We start from the raw sequence: 15,344 nt of genomic DNA on the forward strand, positions 1-15,344 counted from the left end.
AATCATTTCAATCATCTATAAACGAAATTATGAATAATATTGAATTCACATTTAAAAAAACATCAGTTAATGACGAATTAAAAATTGTTTCTACAGATAAATTAAATGAAAAATGGGTTCAACTATCAAGAGAATTGCAAGCAAATATCGATAAAAAAGATCCAGAGTACTCATCTTTAATCTCAATAATAAGAGAGAAATTTGCTGAAAAAGGTTTCAATATTAATAATATGGATGAATTCTATGAATATTCCACATTTTTGGATGAAACATTATCTAATATAAAAAAAATTAACAAGGATAATAACAAGTTACTAGCCAAGTATGACAATGACCAAAAATTTGTTCGTATACATAAGCGGATTTTGGAGTGAAACAAAAAACATGCTGATGAAAAATACGAATTAATTCTTCCTGAGTTTCCCAGTTTGATAAGGTAATTTCAAAAAAGCATCCGGTTTTAGGCAATTTTTTAAGTTTTTTGGTAAAAGTTAATTACAATTTTATTAGTAATTTATTAAGATATCAAAATATTGATTGTTTCCAAATAACTTGTTTCAAATTTCATGTTTGAAATTTCCTTAAAATATTTAGGTTTTTTACCAAACAATTTGTTTACTTCAATAAAACCATCTTTATTTTGTTTTTTCATAATTTATAATTATACCATAAAATTACTTAAAATGCAATTAAATGACATTAATATAAATTAAGGTTTTACGTTCAAAAAACACTGATTTACGGGTGTTTTTTCATATTTATATTCACTAAAAAGTGAATTTTTGCCTTAAAACTGGGAAACTCGGGAAAAACATGCTGATGAAAAATACGAATTAATTCTTTCAGACAAAGAAATAATGAATGTGTTAAAAATAATAAAAGACAACGTAGATAATGAAATTTATAAAAAGCATTCTATTTTAAATAATCAAGGTTACTTTAAAAGAACAATTAGTAGCATAATATATAACATTTTTAAAGAAGAAAATGAAGATATTGAATTCATTATTAATAATATTAAAGATGAATACACTAGTCAAATCAAACAATAATTTGCAAAATAAGGAAATAATACATGAACTTAAAAGAAAAGACAATTAGTTTAATTGATGCATTAAAAGCAACTTGTCAGCATTATGGGATTGGAAACGATGGTAACGAGTATAAGGTAATTACCCAGGTTTTTCTTTATAAATTCATAAATGATAAGTTTGGATATGAAATTAAAAAAGTTAGTCCTGAATTAAAAGTCGCAGACAAATGAGATGAATCTTATGCTAATATGAGCGAAAAAACAAGAAAATCATTGCTTAATAGACTTAAAGCAGATGTTCCGCTTCTTGAGCCCCAGCATTTAATTTCTAGCCTTTGAAATCAGCAAAAAAAAGAGAATTTTGCGCAAATTTTCGATTCAACAATGGAAGAAATAGCTGCTAAAAATGAAGCAATTTTCGCAACTGAAACTGTTCATAAGACAAGAATCCCTATTTTTGAAAAACTTACAGTTTATGTTACTGACGATATCCAAAGGTCAAAATTTGCTGGAGCATTAGTTGATAAATTGGTTAATTTTTCTTTTGAAGAAGCTCTTGGTGAACACTATGATTTTTTTGCTGATATATTTGAATATCTTCTAAAGGACTATAACACAAATGGAGGTGGAAAATACGCAGAGTATTACACCCCTCAATCAATTGCAAAAATAATGGCAAAATTACTTATTGGTGAGCAAAAAGAGTTTAATAGCATTGAAATTTATGACCCTTCTGCTGGTACAGGTACGCTTGTAATGGCATTATCACACAGCATAGGCATTGATAGATGCACTATTTACACTCAAGATATTTCACAAAAAAGTAATAAGATGCTTAAGTTTAATTTGATTTTAAATGGATTAGTTTCTTCATTACAAAATGCTATTCAAGGAGATACCTTGACCTCTCCATATCACAGAAGTGATGACAATAAATCATTAAGACAATTTGATTTTGTTGTTTCTAACCCACCTTTTAAATTAGATTTTTCAGAAAATTGAGAAAAATTATCTACTATGCCTGAGCGTTTTTGAGCTGGTGTGCCTAATGTTCCGCGAACAAAAAAAGATAGTATGGCAATTTATACTTTATTTATTCAACATGTTATTAATTCATTAAAGAATGAAACAGGTAAAGGTGCAATTGTTATTCCAACGGGATTTATCACATCTAAATCAGGTGTTGAAAGTAAAATTTTAAAAAGAATTGTTGATGAGAAAATAGTTTATGGTTGTGTAAGTATGCCATCTAATGTCTTTGCAAATACTGGCACTAATGTTACAGTACTATTCTTTGATAATGCTAGAAATCACGATAAAGTAATTTTGATTGATGCCTCAAAACTAGGCGAAGATTATAAAGATGGAAAAAACAAAAAAAGAAGATTAACTGAAAAAGATATTGAGTTAATAATAAACACATTTAACAATAAAGAATCAATTGACGACTTTTCAATAGCCGTTTCATATGATGATATAAAAGAAAAAAACTACTCACTGTCAGCCGGCCAGTATTTTGATATTAAAATCGATTATGTTGAAATAACCCAAGAAGAATTTGAAGCTAAAATGAATAAATATCAAAGTGAACTTCAAAAATATTTTGAAGAGTCAGATAAGCTTCAAAAAGAAATAATGGAACAACTGCAAAATTTAAAATTATCTAAAAATAATATCTAATATTATTATTATTATTATTATTATTATTTGTTTATCTGAGCAAATAAGGTAAGGAAGCTAATGGCAAAGTTTGATATTGACATTGATTATATTAAAACAGGATTGGAAAACATTGGATACATTGTGAAAAATTTTGAAGAAGGCTGAAATAATGCGAATTTTTATAAAATACTTTTCTCCAACAGTGGAGCAATAGTGACTATTTTTTGCACAAATAAGAAAGATAATTCTAAGGTTGAAGGAAAAATAACTTCTGATGAATCAACTAAATTAAAAGAAATTGTGGAAGATTTAAAGCATAAAAAAAATCACTATCACTATCACAATGAAATTAATAAAAAAATTGTGGATTTAATTAATTTAAAAAAAGAAGACGATTTCTTTGATTATAAAAGTGAATTTTACAAAAAGGACAAAGATGGATTGTATAGAAGAGAATTACTGCATGACATTCTATGCATGTCCAATAATATACAAAACAGAGATGCTTATTTAATATTCGGAGTTCAAGATGATGGAAAGGTAATTGGAATAAATGAAGATTTAAGGTCTAACGATATTCTAAATTTCATTCATAATATAAACTTTGCAGGAGATCACGTTCCACAAATTGAAGTATTAAATCTGTATTATAAATATTTAAAAATAGGTGTAATAATTTGTAAAGCTTCTAAGAATATTCCTTTTTTTCTATCCAAGGTATATAAGGGCATTTATCCTAATCAAATATTTACACGTGTTGGTGACACAAACACTCCTATAAATGAAAATGCCAAATACGATAGTATCGAAAAACTATGAAAATTACATTTCAAACAAGAAGAAAAATAATGGTAATATGTATCATAATGATATTCACCTATAACAACTATTTTAAAGGTGAACAATGAAAAAATTAATGAATTATGCAATTTATTCAAATGAAAAATTAAGTATTGATGGTCTTGATGTTTTTTATGTTGGTGTTGAAAACATTTTGCCAAATAAAAAGGGTATTAAACCTTCCTCGTTTGTGCCAAAAACCGGGAAATATACTAAATTTGAGAAATATGATATTTTGCTAGGTAATATTGGTCCTTATTTAAAGAAGATTTGACTAGCAGATAAAAGTGGGCTAGCAAGTCCTGACGTTTTGGTTATAAAACCATTAGAATCTAGATTTGGAAAATATATTTATGCACACCTTTTAAATGATAGTTTTTTTCAATATGCAATGCTTGGAGTAAAAGGTTCAATATTGCCTCGTTGTGATAAAAATCATATTATGAACTATTCAATACCTGATGTTAAAAATAAGGAAAAGATAGGTGATTTTATCTACTTCATTAATAAAAAAATTGAACTAAATAATAAAATAAACGATAATTTAGCTAATATGGCTCAAGACATTTATATGCACTGGTTTTTTAAAAAATCTCCTAATGGAAAATTAAAAGATATTCTTTTGGAAGCGGCTAAATCAAATGTACAAGTAGGAGATGCTAAAAATTGTATTGGTCAATATCCTTTTTTCACAAGTGGGGCTTCAATATTAACTTGAAATAAATATTTTGTAAATGGTAGGTATTGTTTCCTTAATACTGGTGGCAATGCTGATGTTAAATTTTATGTGGGCAAATCTTCTTATTCAACTGATACATGGTGTATTTATACAAAAAATGATATGAATGACTATTTATATTTACTTCTACTTACTATAAAAGAAGAATTAAATAAAAAGTATTTTCAAGGAACGGTAATGTTAAATATTTTGTGTTTTTAAAGTAAATTTATTTTGATAAAATTTATTATGAAGGACCAAAATATGAAAAAACAGCAAAAAACATTATCCCCATTTGAGTTAGAAGCTAAAAAACTTGTTGACAAATACGCTGATTATAAAAAAATAAAAAAAGAAGATTTTCACAACGAAATTTCGCATATGTTTAAAACTTTTACTGAGGCGCTCTTAAGGGCGGAATTAAGCCAACATTTAGGCTATGAAAAAAGTAACCGAAGCAAAAAAGGCGTGCATAGGCCAAATAAGCGAAACGGATTTTCGGACAAAACTGTGAATTATAATCATAATAGTTTTCGTCTAAAAATACCAAGAGATCGAAATGGCACTTTTGAGAACAAATTACTCGGTAAATACGAAACAAATTTAGGCGATATCGAAGAGCAAGTGTTTTCACTTTTTGCATCAGGAATGTCATATGAAAATATTGTTAACACAATAAAAAGTATCTATAAAAAAGAAATAAGTAATGCCTGAATTTCTTCAGTTACTGACAAATTATTGCCTGAAATTGAAAAGTGAAAATCGCGAAAAATTGAGAATTCCTATCCAATTTTGTACATTGATGGGATGTTTTTTAATGTTAAAGAAAACGGTGTTTTTGTCAAAAAATCACTTTATCTTATTCTTGCAATTGATTGGGACGGAAATAAAAAAGCACTGGGATTTTGGATTAAAAATACCGAATCAGCAAGTAATTGACTTGATGTTTTTAACGAACTAAAAACTCGCGGGCTGGAAGATGTTCTAATAATTTCTTGCGATAATCTAAGCGGAATTAGTCAAGCAATTGAAGCGGTTTTCCCGCAAACAGATGTTCAAAAATGTGTTGTTCACCAAATTAGAAACTCGCTTTTAAAAGTTTCTAACAAAGACAAAAAAGAGTTTGTCCTTGATATGAAAAAGATTTATCAAGCGGCTAATCAAGAATTTGCAATGCAAAATCTTGATAAATTTGCGGAAAAATGAGGCCAAAAATATCCTTCAATTATCAAGTCTTGGTATACAAATTTCGTTGAACTAACGACATTTTTTAAATATCCATATGAATTGAGGCAAGCAATTTATACGACAAATTTAATTGAGTCAATGAATAGAATAATTAGGAAAAATACAAAAACAAAAGGCGGAATTCAAAGTGTAAATTACCTTTCAAAAATAACTTATTTAACTCTCCAAAACGCATCTACAAAATGACAAAAGGTAAGAAATTGATTCATGATTAAAAAACAATTAGAAATTATTTTCCCTAATCGGTTAAATAATGTAAAATTAAATTAGATTACATTTCTATTTGAAAAATCCATAAAAATTTAAAACACAAGATTATGAACACACCCAAAATAAATAAATTAATAATTGAATTTTCTCTATAATTATCTGATTTATCGAAAAATTGGGAATATTAAATATTTTGTGTTTTAAGGTAAATCTGTTTTGATAAAATTTATCATAAGGGACTAAAATATGAAAAAAAAGCAAAAACAATTATCCCCATTTGAGTTAGAAATTGAAAAATTTGCTAAAAAATACGTCGATTCTGAAGAATACAAAAAAGAAGATTCTCGCAACAAAATTTCAGTTATATTTGAAGCTTTTGCTCAAGAACTATCAAAAGTGGAATTAAACCAAAATTTAGACTATGAAAAAAGCAGCCAAAGCAAAAATTTAGGTCATATCGAAGAGCAAGTAATTTCGCTTTTTGCATCAGGGTTACCATATCAAAATATTGCTAACGCAATAAAAATTATCTATGAAAAAGAAGTAAGTATCGCTTGAATTTCCTCAGTTATTGACAAAGTATTACCTGAAATTGAAAAGTGAAAATCGCAAAAAATTGAGAATTTCTATCCAATTTTGTACATCGATGGGATGTTTTTTGATGTTGAAGAAAACGGTGTTTTTGTCAAAAAATCACTTTATCTTATTCTTGCAATTGATTGGCAGGGCTATAAAAAAGCACTAGGATTTTGGATTAAAAATAGCGAATCAGCAAATAATTGACTTGATGTTTTTAGCGAACTAAAAACTCGCGGGCTGGAAGATGTCCTAATAATTCCTAGCGATAATCTAAGCGGAATTAGTCAAGCAATTGAAGCAGTTTTCCCGCAAACAGATATTCAAAAATGTGTTGTTCAGCAAGTTAGAAACTCGCTTTTAAAAGTTTCTTACAAGGACAAAAAAGACTTTGCCTCTGATATGAAAAGTATTTATCAGGCGACTAATCAAGAATCTGCAATGCAAAATCTTAATGAATTTGCGAAAAAATGAGAGCAAAAATATCCTTCAATTATCAAGTCATGGTATGAAAATTTCGCTGAATTAACGACATTTTTTAAATATCCAAATGAATTGAGGCAAGCAATTTATACAACAAATCCAATTAAATCAGTGATTAAATTAATTAGGCAAAATACAGAAACAAATGGTGAAATTCAAAGTGTGGATGACCTTTCAAAAATAACTTATTTAACGCTTCAAAATGTATCTAAAAAATGACAAAAACAGGTAGGAAATTGAGACATAATTAAAAAACAATTAGAAATTTCTTTCCCTAATCGATTAAATAATGTAAAATTAAATTAGATTTCTATTTGAAAAATCCATAAAATTTAGAACACGAAATTATGAACACTCACTAAAAAAAGCTACGTAAACAAAATCTGACCTTGTTAGTAAAAAAATAAGAAAACCTTCTAAATTTGTCAAGAGCAAATCACAAGTTTAATAAACAAAATCAAGTCGCTAATTTTTTTAAGAATTTTTAAGTCCTGAGTTTGCCAGTTTGATGGAAGAAATTCACTTTTTAGTGAATACAAATATGAAAAAATACCGGTAAATCCATGCTTTTTGACCTAAAACCTTAATTTTTATTTTTTAAAATCAACCCTTTGCAAAAAAATGCTTGGTCTAAGAAAAAATTATGTTATAATATCCATCACTAAGAATAATTAATAAATTTGATATTCAGTTAAGGGGGAATTAATTATGTTTTTTGTCGTATTAAAATAAGATAATGCGAATTATCCATTATATTTTTAGATATGATGCAATGCCTTAAATTTGACCGTTTAGAAATCTACAAATTTATGGCTTTTAATTATGGCTCTTTCAAAACTTCACATATTTTTTTAGGCTCAATTTAAATAAAAACGAGTTTTCTATTTGCATTGAGTTTAAATAGCAGTTGTATTTTTTCTTTCGTGATAGTTAGATTTAAAATTCAGTGTTTTTGTTTTGATAGTTATTTTTTCTGAGTTTGACAGTTTGATGGCGTTGCTAGTGATCCAAATATTTGAAATAGGATGATTTTTACTTTGATATTTTAGTAAATCAGTAAAAAATTGTAATTAACTTTTACCAAAAAACTTAAAAAGTGCCTAAAACCAGATATTTTTTTAAAATTACCTTATCAAACTGGGAAACTCAGGAAAAAAGACGACTAGATTTATATTTCTAGTCGACATAAAATTTCTACCAACTAAACCCCTCATAAGTACTAAATGCTAGTTTATATAGTGCTATAAGTGTATCATTATCTATATTTTTTAACTCTTCAAAAACTGTGTCTTTTTGAACTTTAAGGGATTTATTATTAGAAATGATTTTTTCAATTGTTATTGGTAGCTGCTCACATATTAATTTAAAAGAATTTTTATCACCAGTAACAATTTCATAAAACTTATCGATTGATATTCTTCTTAATTTTTCATTAGAAGATTGTTTCACTTTATCAAGAGTAATAACCCACGGAATATTTTGAGATTTTTCAGCAATAACTTCCACTAATGCACAAATACTTCTATCTTTATCCTTGGCATTTAATAAATGATTTTGCATTTTCATAAATGTTTTGGCCGATGATGAACTATTCATTGTGTTATGCTTATTTTTCATTTCAACATAATATGTTATATCATCGCCAGTAAAAATCACGTCCCATCCCTCGTCTGGAACTTCACATTTTTTTATATTCTTAAACATATTTTGATGAAAATATCCAATTATATTACTGTTAGATCTATCTCTTTGTCTGTGAATTTCCAATTTTATTATGTCTTCAAAACTTTTATCAAAAACATTTTTATCAAAAAGTAATTTTATTGGATCAATTAAATTACTATTGAATTTTTTTAAATTTATACTTTCTAGCACTTCATTATACTTCTTCAAAGTATTAGTTATATGCTTTTCAAAATCTTCTTGTGAAATAAAATCTAACTTATAAATTTCCATATCTAATTTCCTCTAACTTCTCCAATATTTTTAAACCTACTTCTTTGGCTAAATTACAAGGAACTGCATTTCCTACTTGCTTATATTGCGAACCCATTGGTCCTGTAAATATCCATTCATCTGGAAAAGATTGTATTCTAGCATTTTCTCTAACAGTAAATGGTCTAGTCTCTGTTGGATGACATCTATCTGTTTGTTTCATTTGCGGTGTAGTTAAAACTGTTAGTGAGGGCTCATCTAAACTCAATCTCCTTAGTATTCCTGTTCTTCCACCGCCCATATACCAACAAGACTTCATATAGTTTTTAGCTATGTCTTCGGGAATATCTCTTCAATATCCCCCTGGAGGAACTAATGAAAAAATATCTTCTTTTGCTTTTGAATACTTAGCACCTAGACTACTAGGAACATCTTGTAAAATATCGGCTAATACTGGTTTATATTTATATTTTAAAGGATAGAAAAATTCTTTATCATTAACTAAATCATTTCTTATACCAACGACAATTAATCGTTCTCTTTTCTGAGCAACACCATAATCTCAAGCATTTAATACCTCATAGAATATTTTATATCCTTCTTGCTCAAAAATATTGATAATTGTCTTAAATGTTCTGCCCTTATCGTGAGATAAAAGTCCCTTTACGTTTTCAAACAACAACATTTTAGGTTGCAATTTATTTAAAAAAACTGCATAGTGATAAAACATTGTGCCCCTGACATCATCAAGTCCTAATCTTTTACCAGCATAACTAAAACTTTGGCAAGGTGCTCCACCAGATAATAAATCTAATTCTCCTTTTTTTATGTTAAATTCTTTTTCTAAATCTTTCTTAGCCACAATCTCTATATCTTCACAAATAACATTCCATTTTGGTCTGTTAGCTTTTAGTGTACTGGCAGCATATTTGTCATATTCAACTAATCCGATGTGCTTAAATCCCGCCTGCTCTAAGCCCAGTGCCAATCCTCCTGCACCAGCAAAAAGTTCAATACTTGTATAGTCACTATTCATTAATACATCCCCCTGGTTTACTATAACAAACAACTTCTCCAATATCCCGTTGAAGGCTTTACATATCTTTTCTAAGTGATATATACTTATTCTTTCCCATATTCGCTATGCAATTTGTTGTTAAATTTGCTTTTTCTAATCCTTAAATAGTAAGCTCAAGTCCAACACAAATTAAGGTAAAAATTTAATTGTGTGGCATGAACTTTTTTGTTTCTATTATTTTTTTAAAAATAAAAAAGAAAAAAGCTCCAAATTAGACAGGAACTTCATATTAATTATAGCATTAAAAAATATAATCATATAGCAAAAAGTGATAGGCAAGCATTTATAAATAGATAATGTTTTAAGTGTTTTCACAAATTTAAATTAAATATATTGGATACATTGAAATAAAAAGGTGGAAATCCACCTAAATTTTTCAAACTATTACTAAACATAAGTTTATTCCTGAGTTTCCCAGTTTGGTGAGATAATTTTAAAAAATCTCTGGTTTTAGGCGTTTTTTTTAAATTTTTTGGCAAAATTTAATAACAATTTTTTTTACTGATTTACTAAAATATCAAAGTAAAAATCACACCCTTGAGTTAGACGGTTTGATGGGAAAAATTCACTTTTTAGGGAATACAAATACGAAAAATAACGGTAAATAAACTAGGACAAGAAAAATTAACACTAAGGTGTTGGTTTTTTTGTCCGAGTTTAAAATCTGGGTTTTTTGGCTAAAATCTTGATTTTTATTATTTTAAAATTAACCTTTTGCAAAAAAAATGTTTGGTATAAAATAAAATTATGTTATAATAAATCTCACTTAAGAATAATTAATAAATTTGGATATTGAATTAAGGGGGAATCAAGGATGTTTTTGCTATAAAAAAAATCAGAAAATGCGAATTATCCATTATATTTTTAGATATGATGCAGTGCCTTAAATTTAACCGTTTAGAAATCTATAAATTTAGGGTTTTTGGTTATTGTTCTTTCAAAACTTCATATGTTTTTTTAGGCTCAATTTAAATAAAAACGAGTTTTCTATTTGCATTGAGTTTAAATAGTACTTGTATTTTTTTATGTTTTTTGTTGTTGTATCCATAAATTGATTTTTGCCAGTGTTTTAAAATAGGTAATTAACTTTTGTCAAAAATCTTAAAAAGTGACCAAAACTAAACCAGGACACTTTTTTAAGATTATCTTATCAAACCGGGAAACTTGGGAAGCCATTTTTGCAAATAAACAAAATTTTTCTAACAAAATTGCTATTTTTAAATAAATAAGAATGTAAAAAACAAGTTAAAAATTTTAAAAATAAAGTTAAATCTTTTATCATTAAATTCATTAATTAACAAAAAGACCTACGATTCACCTTCTATCTCAAGAAATTTTTTACTTTTATCACCGCGAAAATCTACTCTTGAGATTTCTTCATAATATTTAGTTCTACCATCATAATCCCAAGAAAAGGGGCCATGTTTTTCTAAAATTAATTCTTTTTCTTGTTGGCTATATAAATTAGTATTTTCTAGAAAAGGTCTAAAAAACCCAAATTCGTGGTCTATTTCTTTTAGATATTTATTCAACGCATCCCGATATAAAATTAATTCTTCCATAGATGATTCCATCACATTTTTATCTAAATCGATTTGCCTTGGCGATCTAGAAACAAAGAAGGCCGGATCATTGCCGTCACGCAAAAAAATATCTTGTTCAAGTTTGACTAATTTTTGTTTAAAATAATATTTTAAAATTTCGTATTTACCTTGATAAATATCATCGTATAAATTTGAGTGGCCAATTCAGTAATAAATTTTTTGCCCGTCAACATACAATAAAATGAAATTTTTTAAGGAAATTGGCAAAATTCGTGATTCGCCCGTTCCATAGGCGGAGTAGTAAAATGGTTGAAATCAAAAAACTGGTTTTTTTGAGTCAAATTGGGAAATTATTTCATCAAAAAGCCCATATTCTTGTCCACCAAAGTAAAAAATTTCGAAATTTTCAAGTTTTAATTTTGCCCAACTTGGTAGAATGAAATAATCAGGTTCATTAAGGGAAAAATATAGATCTTCAAATTCATATTTAGGACCAAATAAAATTTGCAACAAATAGATTAATTCGATTTTATTTGTTCAATTATTCACATTATCATAATAAGTTTGGCCGTCTTTACCAAAAAGGTTGATGCAATATTCGCGATACTCTGGACCAAATTTATCAAATCAACTAAGAATAAATTTATCACGGTTTTCAATGTTTAAATCAAGCTTTTTAATCCCGTATTTTTGAAATTTTTTAAGCAAATTTTCATAAGTTTCAAAAGTAAATACGTTCTGAATTGGTTGAATTTGTGTTTTTTCGCTAAAATTATAATTTTCTTTTAATAATAAATTGTAGATATTTTCTACATTTTGTCCTAAATATGCTTTATTTATATCTACAAACTCTGAATTATATTCATATCTATTTGATAAAAAATCAAAGATTTTTTCGTGGTAATTTGCTAATTTTTTTGGCTTTGCATAAGGAACGCTTTCCTGAATTTCCTTAATAATTAAAGCTTCAATTTCTCTCAATCTACTTTTTGATTTAAATATTTTTCAAAAATAAGCAGGATAAGAAATTGAAAATTCGCATTTTTCAATATCATCAAAGTTTTCAAATACAACAACAACTTTTTTAAAAGCTTTACCATCGCGTAAAGTAGATGCAGAATAAAGATCAGATTTATAAACAACATTTTCTTCTTCTTCGTTTATTTCACAATATTCAACGTGGTGACAGTCGCCAATTAAACACTTAATATCGTTATGAAAATGGAAATCTTTGAGTTTTTTGGAAAAAAACACACTTTTTGGGATATCTTCTAGTTTTAAATTATAAACATAATCTTCTTGTTTATAATTTAAGCTAATAATTCTTTCAATTGGATTAGGATTAAAGTCATTATAAAGATAATTGTATAAAAAATCTGGAAATAGATTATCCTTGTAATGACAATCAGACTTTGAATCAAGATCATCCCTAGTCATATTGCCAATTGAACAACGACTTTTAATATTAAGTTCTATATATTTTAGTTTAATTAACTGTTTTTTTGCCTTAATTACTAAATCTAATTGCTTCTCCATATAAAAAATGCACCTTTTCAACATTTAACATTTCTTCTCTTGGTATAAATTCCCTCTTTATTCCCTTTTGCTTTTTCCCTATCATTCTTACTCTCCTTACATGATAACTGGGAAAAAGTATTTTTATGTATGATTTTTTATTATCACTATCATCTAGTTTAATATCAAACGCATTTTTAGGGTCAGTTCAATTAATAGCATCGCTAGCTAGACCTTCTCCCACAACAAAGCGATCATTAGTAAAACCAATATCTTTATTTAAATTATAATTTGGGTTTCTTGGTCCTTTATTTCCTACTAGCAAATTTGCTGTATATTTTGTTTTTATAGCCAAATTTTTCATAACTGATTGATTATATGAATAAAAATCAATAGGTGATTTTAGTTTCTTATCCATATTTTCACGGTCTTTTTCATTCATTTTATCTTTTATTGAACTAGGTAGTAAGTTTTTAATAATAATTTTGGTTAATTCTGATTGGGCTAGCAAACTTCCAACCGCTCAAAGTCAGGCAGCAGGTTCTGGAATTGCTTGCTTACTAATAACAAAATGAGGTTCTAACTCTTCATTGTGAAAATTAAAAAATCAAGCAGGATGGATTCCAGTGTATTGTCTTAATTTTTTCTTATCTTTTGCTTTTACAATAGAAAGTTCTAAAGCCGCTATATTTGCTATTTCTTTAATACTAGGTTCAGCTTTTGCTTTTGGTAATTTATCTAAGTCAACCACAATTGAGCTTTCAGTTCTTTCAGTAATAGGGTTATTATTAGCTGGCTCAGAAACAGGGCTATAACCAACTGACGGATAAACAGGGCTATAACCAACTGACGGATAGTAACTTCCTCCGCCCCCATATCATGCACCTACACCAGCAACATTTGGAAAAGTTCCCATAGTTGGTTGGGCAACTGCGGAAACTGCAAATGTGGCAAGGATAGCTGCAGCAGCTTTTGCAATAAATGGAATAAAAGGCAAAAAGAATTGAAAGAAGGTTTTTTCAACTCGAGTTTGATTTTTAAGCTCTCTAAAGTCAAAAACATAACCTTCTAATTTTAGTTTTGGTACACCTTCTTCAAAATAGAGTTCAGCTTTTTTGTTAACCAATTCAAGCGAAGCGCTATTTAAAATTACCTCACCTTCTTGATTAATTTGAATTTGAATATCATCTAGATTAGGAGAGTCTGAATTAGTACTTGTTTTGTTTAGACGTGTTTGGGTATTTTTAATATTTGCATTAATAACAAGCGAATTTTGCTGGTTTTTGGCTGAAACAATTTGGACTAAATCATCAAAATTTACCGGTTTTTTTGAATTTGATAAATCTATATCACGAGTTTCAAGTTTGAAATCTGAATAGCTTTTTGTATTTTGAAAGTGTCAAAGCGGCCCAAAAACACTTAGTGTAAGTGAAGTGAAAGCGAGAATATTAGTGATAAACTTAAAAAACTTTAACTTTTTCTTCATGTTTTTTCCTTTTTTTATATACAATATTAATTCTTTATTTTTATGATTATACTATATATTAAAAATTTTTTAGGAAAAATACCTAAAAAATGTGTTTTAAAAGAATAAGTTATTATGCTAATCAGTGGCTAAAAATAAACTGGACTAAAATTCAGGCATATTTTCTTGAGTTTCCCAGTTGATGGCAAAAACTCACTTTTTAGTGAATATAAATATGCAAAAATACCCGGTAAATCCACGTTTTTTGACGCTAAAATCTTAATCTTTATTATTTTGAAATTAAGATTTTGCAAAAAAAAAAAAAAATGCTTGGTACAAGAAAAAATTATGTTATAATAACACTCACTAAGAATAAATTAATAAGTTTGATATTGAATTAAGGGGGAATTAAGAATGTTTTTGCCATAAAAAAATCAGAAAATGTGAATTATCCATTATATTTTTAAATATGATGGAATGCCTTAAATTTAACCGTTTAGAAATCTTTAAATTTAAGGCTTTTAGTTATTGTTCTTTCAAAACTTCATATGTTTTTTTAGGCTCGCTGCAAATAAAAACGAGTTTTCTATTTGCATTGAGTTTAAATAGTAGTTGTATTTTTTGATGGTTTTTCCCAATGTTTTAAACTAAAAAAGCAGTTTAAAAATTCATAATTTTGCTTTTTAAGTTAAAATTTTAGCTTTTTTAGTTTGCTTTATTTGATTAGTGGGTAGGTTTTTTCTTTCGTGAGTGTTAGATTTAAAATTTAGTGTTTTTGCTTTGATAGTTATTTTTCTTGAGTTTGCCCTCAAACTGCCAAACTCGGATTTTTTCCCGAGTTTCCCAGTTTTAAGACAAAAATTCACTTTTTAGTGAATATAAATATGAAGAAACACCCGTAAATCGGTGTTTTTTTAATGTAAAACCTTAATTTTATAAGTAGCATTTGGTAGCATTTTAAGTAATTTTATGGTATAATTATAAATTATGAAAAAACAAAAATTAACTAAGTTGGTTTAGTATCGATGTTGCAAAAA

The 15,344-nt window shown here is 27.4% G+C and carries 13 protein-coding genes (1 of these 13 cut by a window edge); 8 read left to right on the forward strand and 5 right to left on the reverse strand.

Translation table 4 applies throughout. The features are described from left to right. Positions 1 to 29: 29 nt before the first annotated feature. Positions 30 to 440: a hypothetical protein gene (locus V3249_RS04080; RefSeq protein ID WP_341517531.1), complete on the forward strand. Its 411-nt coding sequence runs from the start codon at positions 30 to 32 to the stop codon at positions 438 to 440. Positions 441 to 517: 77 nt separating this feature from the next. Here the strand turns inward: V3249_RS04080 and V3249_RS04085 are convergent, their stop codons facing one another. Next, complete coding sequence (locus tag V3249_RS04085) at positions 518 to 652, reverse strand: hypothetical protein (protein ID WP_286673274.1); 135 nt, start codon at positions 650 to 652, stop codon at positions 518 to 520. Between the two features lie 205 nt (positions 653 to 857). Here V3249_RS04085 and V3249_RS04090 point away from each other — a divergent pair, with 205 nt between their 5' ends. The 6 genes from V3249_RS04090 to V3249_RS04115 all read left to right on the forward strand — a co-directional run bounded on the left by V3249_RS04090 (position 858) and on the right by V3249_RS04115 (position 7,076). Next, on the forward strand, positions 858 to 1,052 hold the full coding sequence (locus V3249_RS04090; protein WP_341517532.1) for a hypothetical protein: 195 nt from the start codon (positions 858 to 860) through the stop codon (positions 1,050 to 1,052). A gap of 23 nt (positions 1,053 to 1,075) precedes the next feature. Continuing rightward, entirely contained in the window at positions 1,076 to 2,713 is a 1,638-nt protein-coding gene (locus tag V3249_RS04095; RefSeq protein ID WP_341517533.1) for a class I SAM-dependent DNA methyltransferase, read from the forward strand. Between the two features lie 60 nt (positions 2,714 to 2,773). Further along, positions 2,774 to 3,544: an ATP-binding protein gene (locus V3249_RS04100; RefSeq protein ID WP_341490414.1), complete on the forward strand. Its 771-nt coding sequence runs from the start codon at positions 2,774 to 2,776 to the stop codon at positions 3,542 to 3,544. 55 nt (positions 3,545 to 3,599) lie between these two features. Next, positions 3,600 to 4,475: a hypothetical protein gene (locus V3249_RS04105; RefSeq protein WP_341517534.1), complete on the forward strand. Its 876-nt coding sequence runs from the start codon at positions 3,600 to 3,602 to the stop codon at positions 4,473 to 4,475. A gap of 42 nt (positions 4,476 to 4,517) precedes the next feature. Beyond that, the gene (locus tag V3249_RS04110; RefSeq protein ID WP_341517461.1) at positions 4,518 to 5,771 is read left to right on the forward strand and encodes an IS256 family transposase; all 1,254 of its coding nucleotides are present in this window, start codon (positions 4,518 to 4,520) and stop codon (positions 5,769 to 5,771) included. Positions 5,772 to 5,957: 186 nt separating this feature from the next. After that, a complete protein-coding gene (locus V3249_RS04115) occupies positions 5,958 to 7,076 on the forward strand; it encodes an IS256 family transposase (RefSeq protein ID WP_337896950.1) in 1,119 nt (372 codons plus the stop codon). 888 nt (positions 7,077 to 7,964) lie between these two features. Here V3249_RS04115 and V3249_RS04120 read toward each other — a convergent pair. From V3249_RS04120 to V3249_RS04135, 4 genes are all read right to left on the reverse strand, one after another. Next, positions 7,965 to 8,726, reverse strand: coding sequence for an Eco47II family restriction endonuclease (locus V3249_RS04120; protein WP_341517535.1), 762 nt, complete (start codon positions 8,724 to 8,726; stop codon positions 7,965 to 7,967). Then, positions 8,713 to 9,741, reverse strand: coding sequence for a DNA cytosine methyltransferase (locus V3249_RS04125; protein ID WP_337896751.1), 1,029 nt, complete (start codon positions 9,739 to 9,741; stop codon positions 8,713 to 8,715). The genes V3249_RS04120 and V3249_RS04125 overlap by 14 nt, the downstream gene beginning before the upstream one ends. A gap of 1,349 nt (positions 9,742 to 11,090) precedes the next feature. Further along, complete coding sequence (locus V3249_RS04130) at positions 11,091 to 12,863, reverse strand: hypothetical protein (RefSeq protein WP_337896752.1); 1,773 nt, start codon at positions 12,861 to 12,863, stop codon at positions 11,091 to 11,093. Next, on the reverse strand, positions 12,835 to 14,328 hold the full coding sequence (locus V3249_RS04135; RefSeq protein ID WP_337902441.1) for a hypothetical protein: 1,494 nt from the start codon (positions 14,326 to 14,328) through the stop codon (positions 12,835 to 12,837). Before V3249_RS04135 ends, V3249_RS04130 begins: the two co-directional genes overlap by 29 nt. Positions 14,329 to 15,332: 1,004 nt before the next feature. Between V3249_RS04135 and V3249_RS04140 the strand changes: the two genes are divergently transcribed. Beyond that, positions 15,333 to 15,344: the beginning of a hypothetical protein gene (locus V3249_RS04140; RefSeq protein WP_252263094.1), read on the forward strand. Its footprint extends 129 nt past the window's final position; the window shows 12 of its 141 coding nt (coding positions 1–12); the start codon lies at positions 15,333 to 15,335; the stop codon falls past the right edge of the window.

The organism is Mesomycoplasma ovipneumoniae (assembly GCF_038095995.1).
In the GTDB taxonomy this organism is placed as follows: domain Bacteria; phylum Bacillota_I; class Bacilli_A; order Mycoplasmatales; family Metamycoplasmataceae; genus Mesomycoplasma; species Mesomycoplasma ovipneumoniae_F.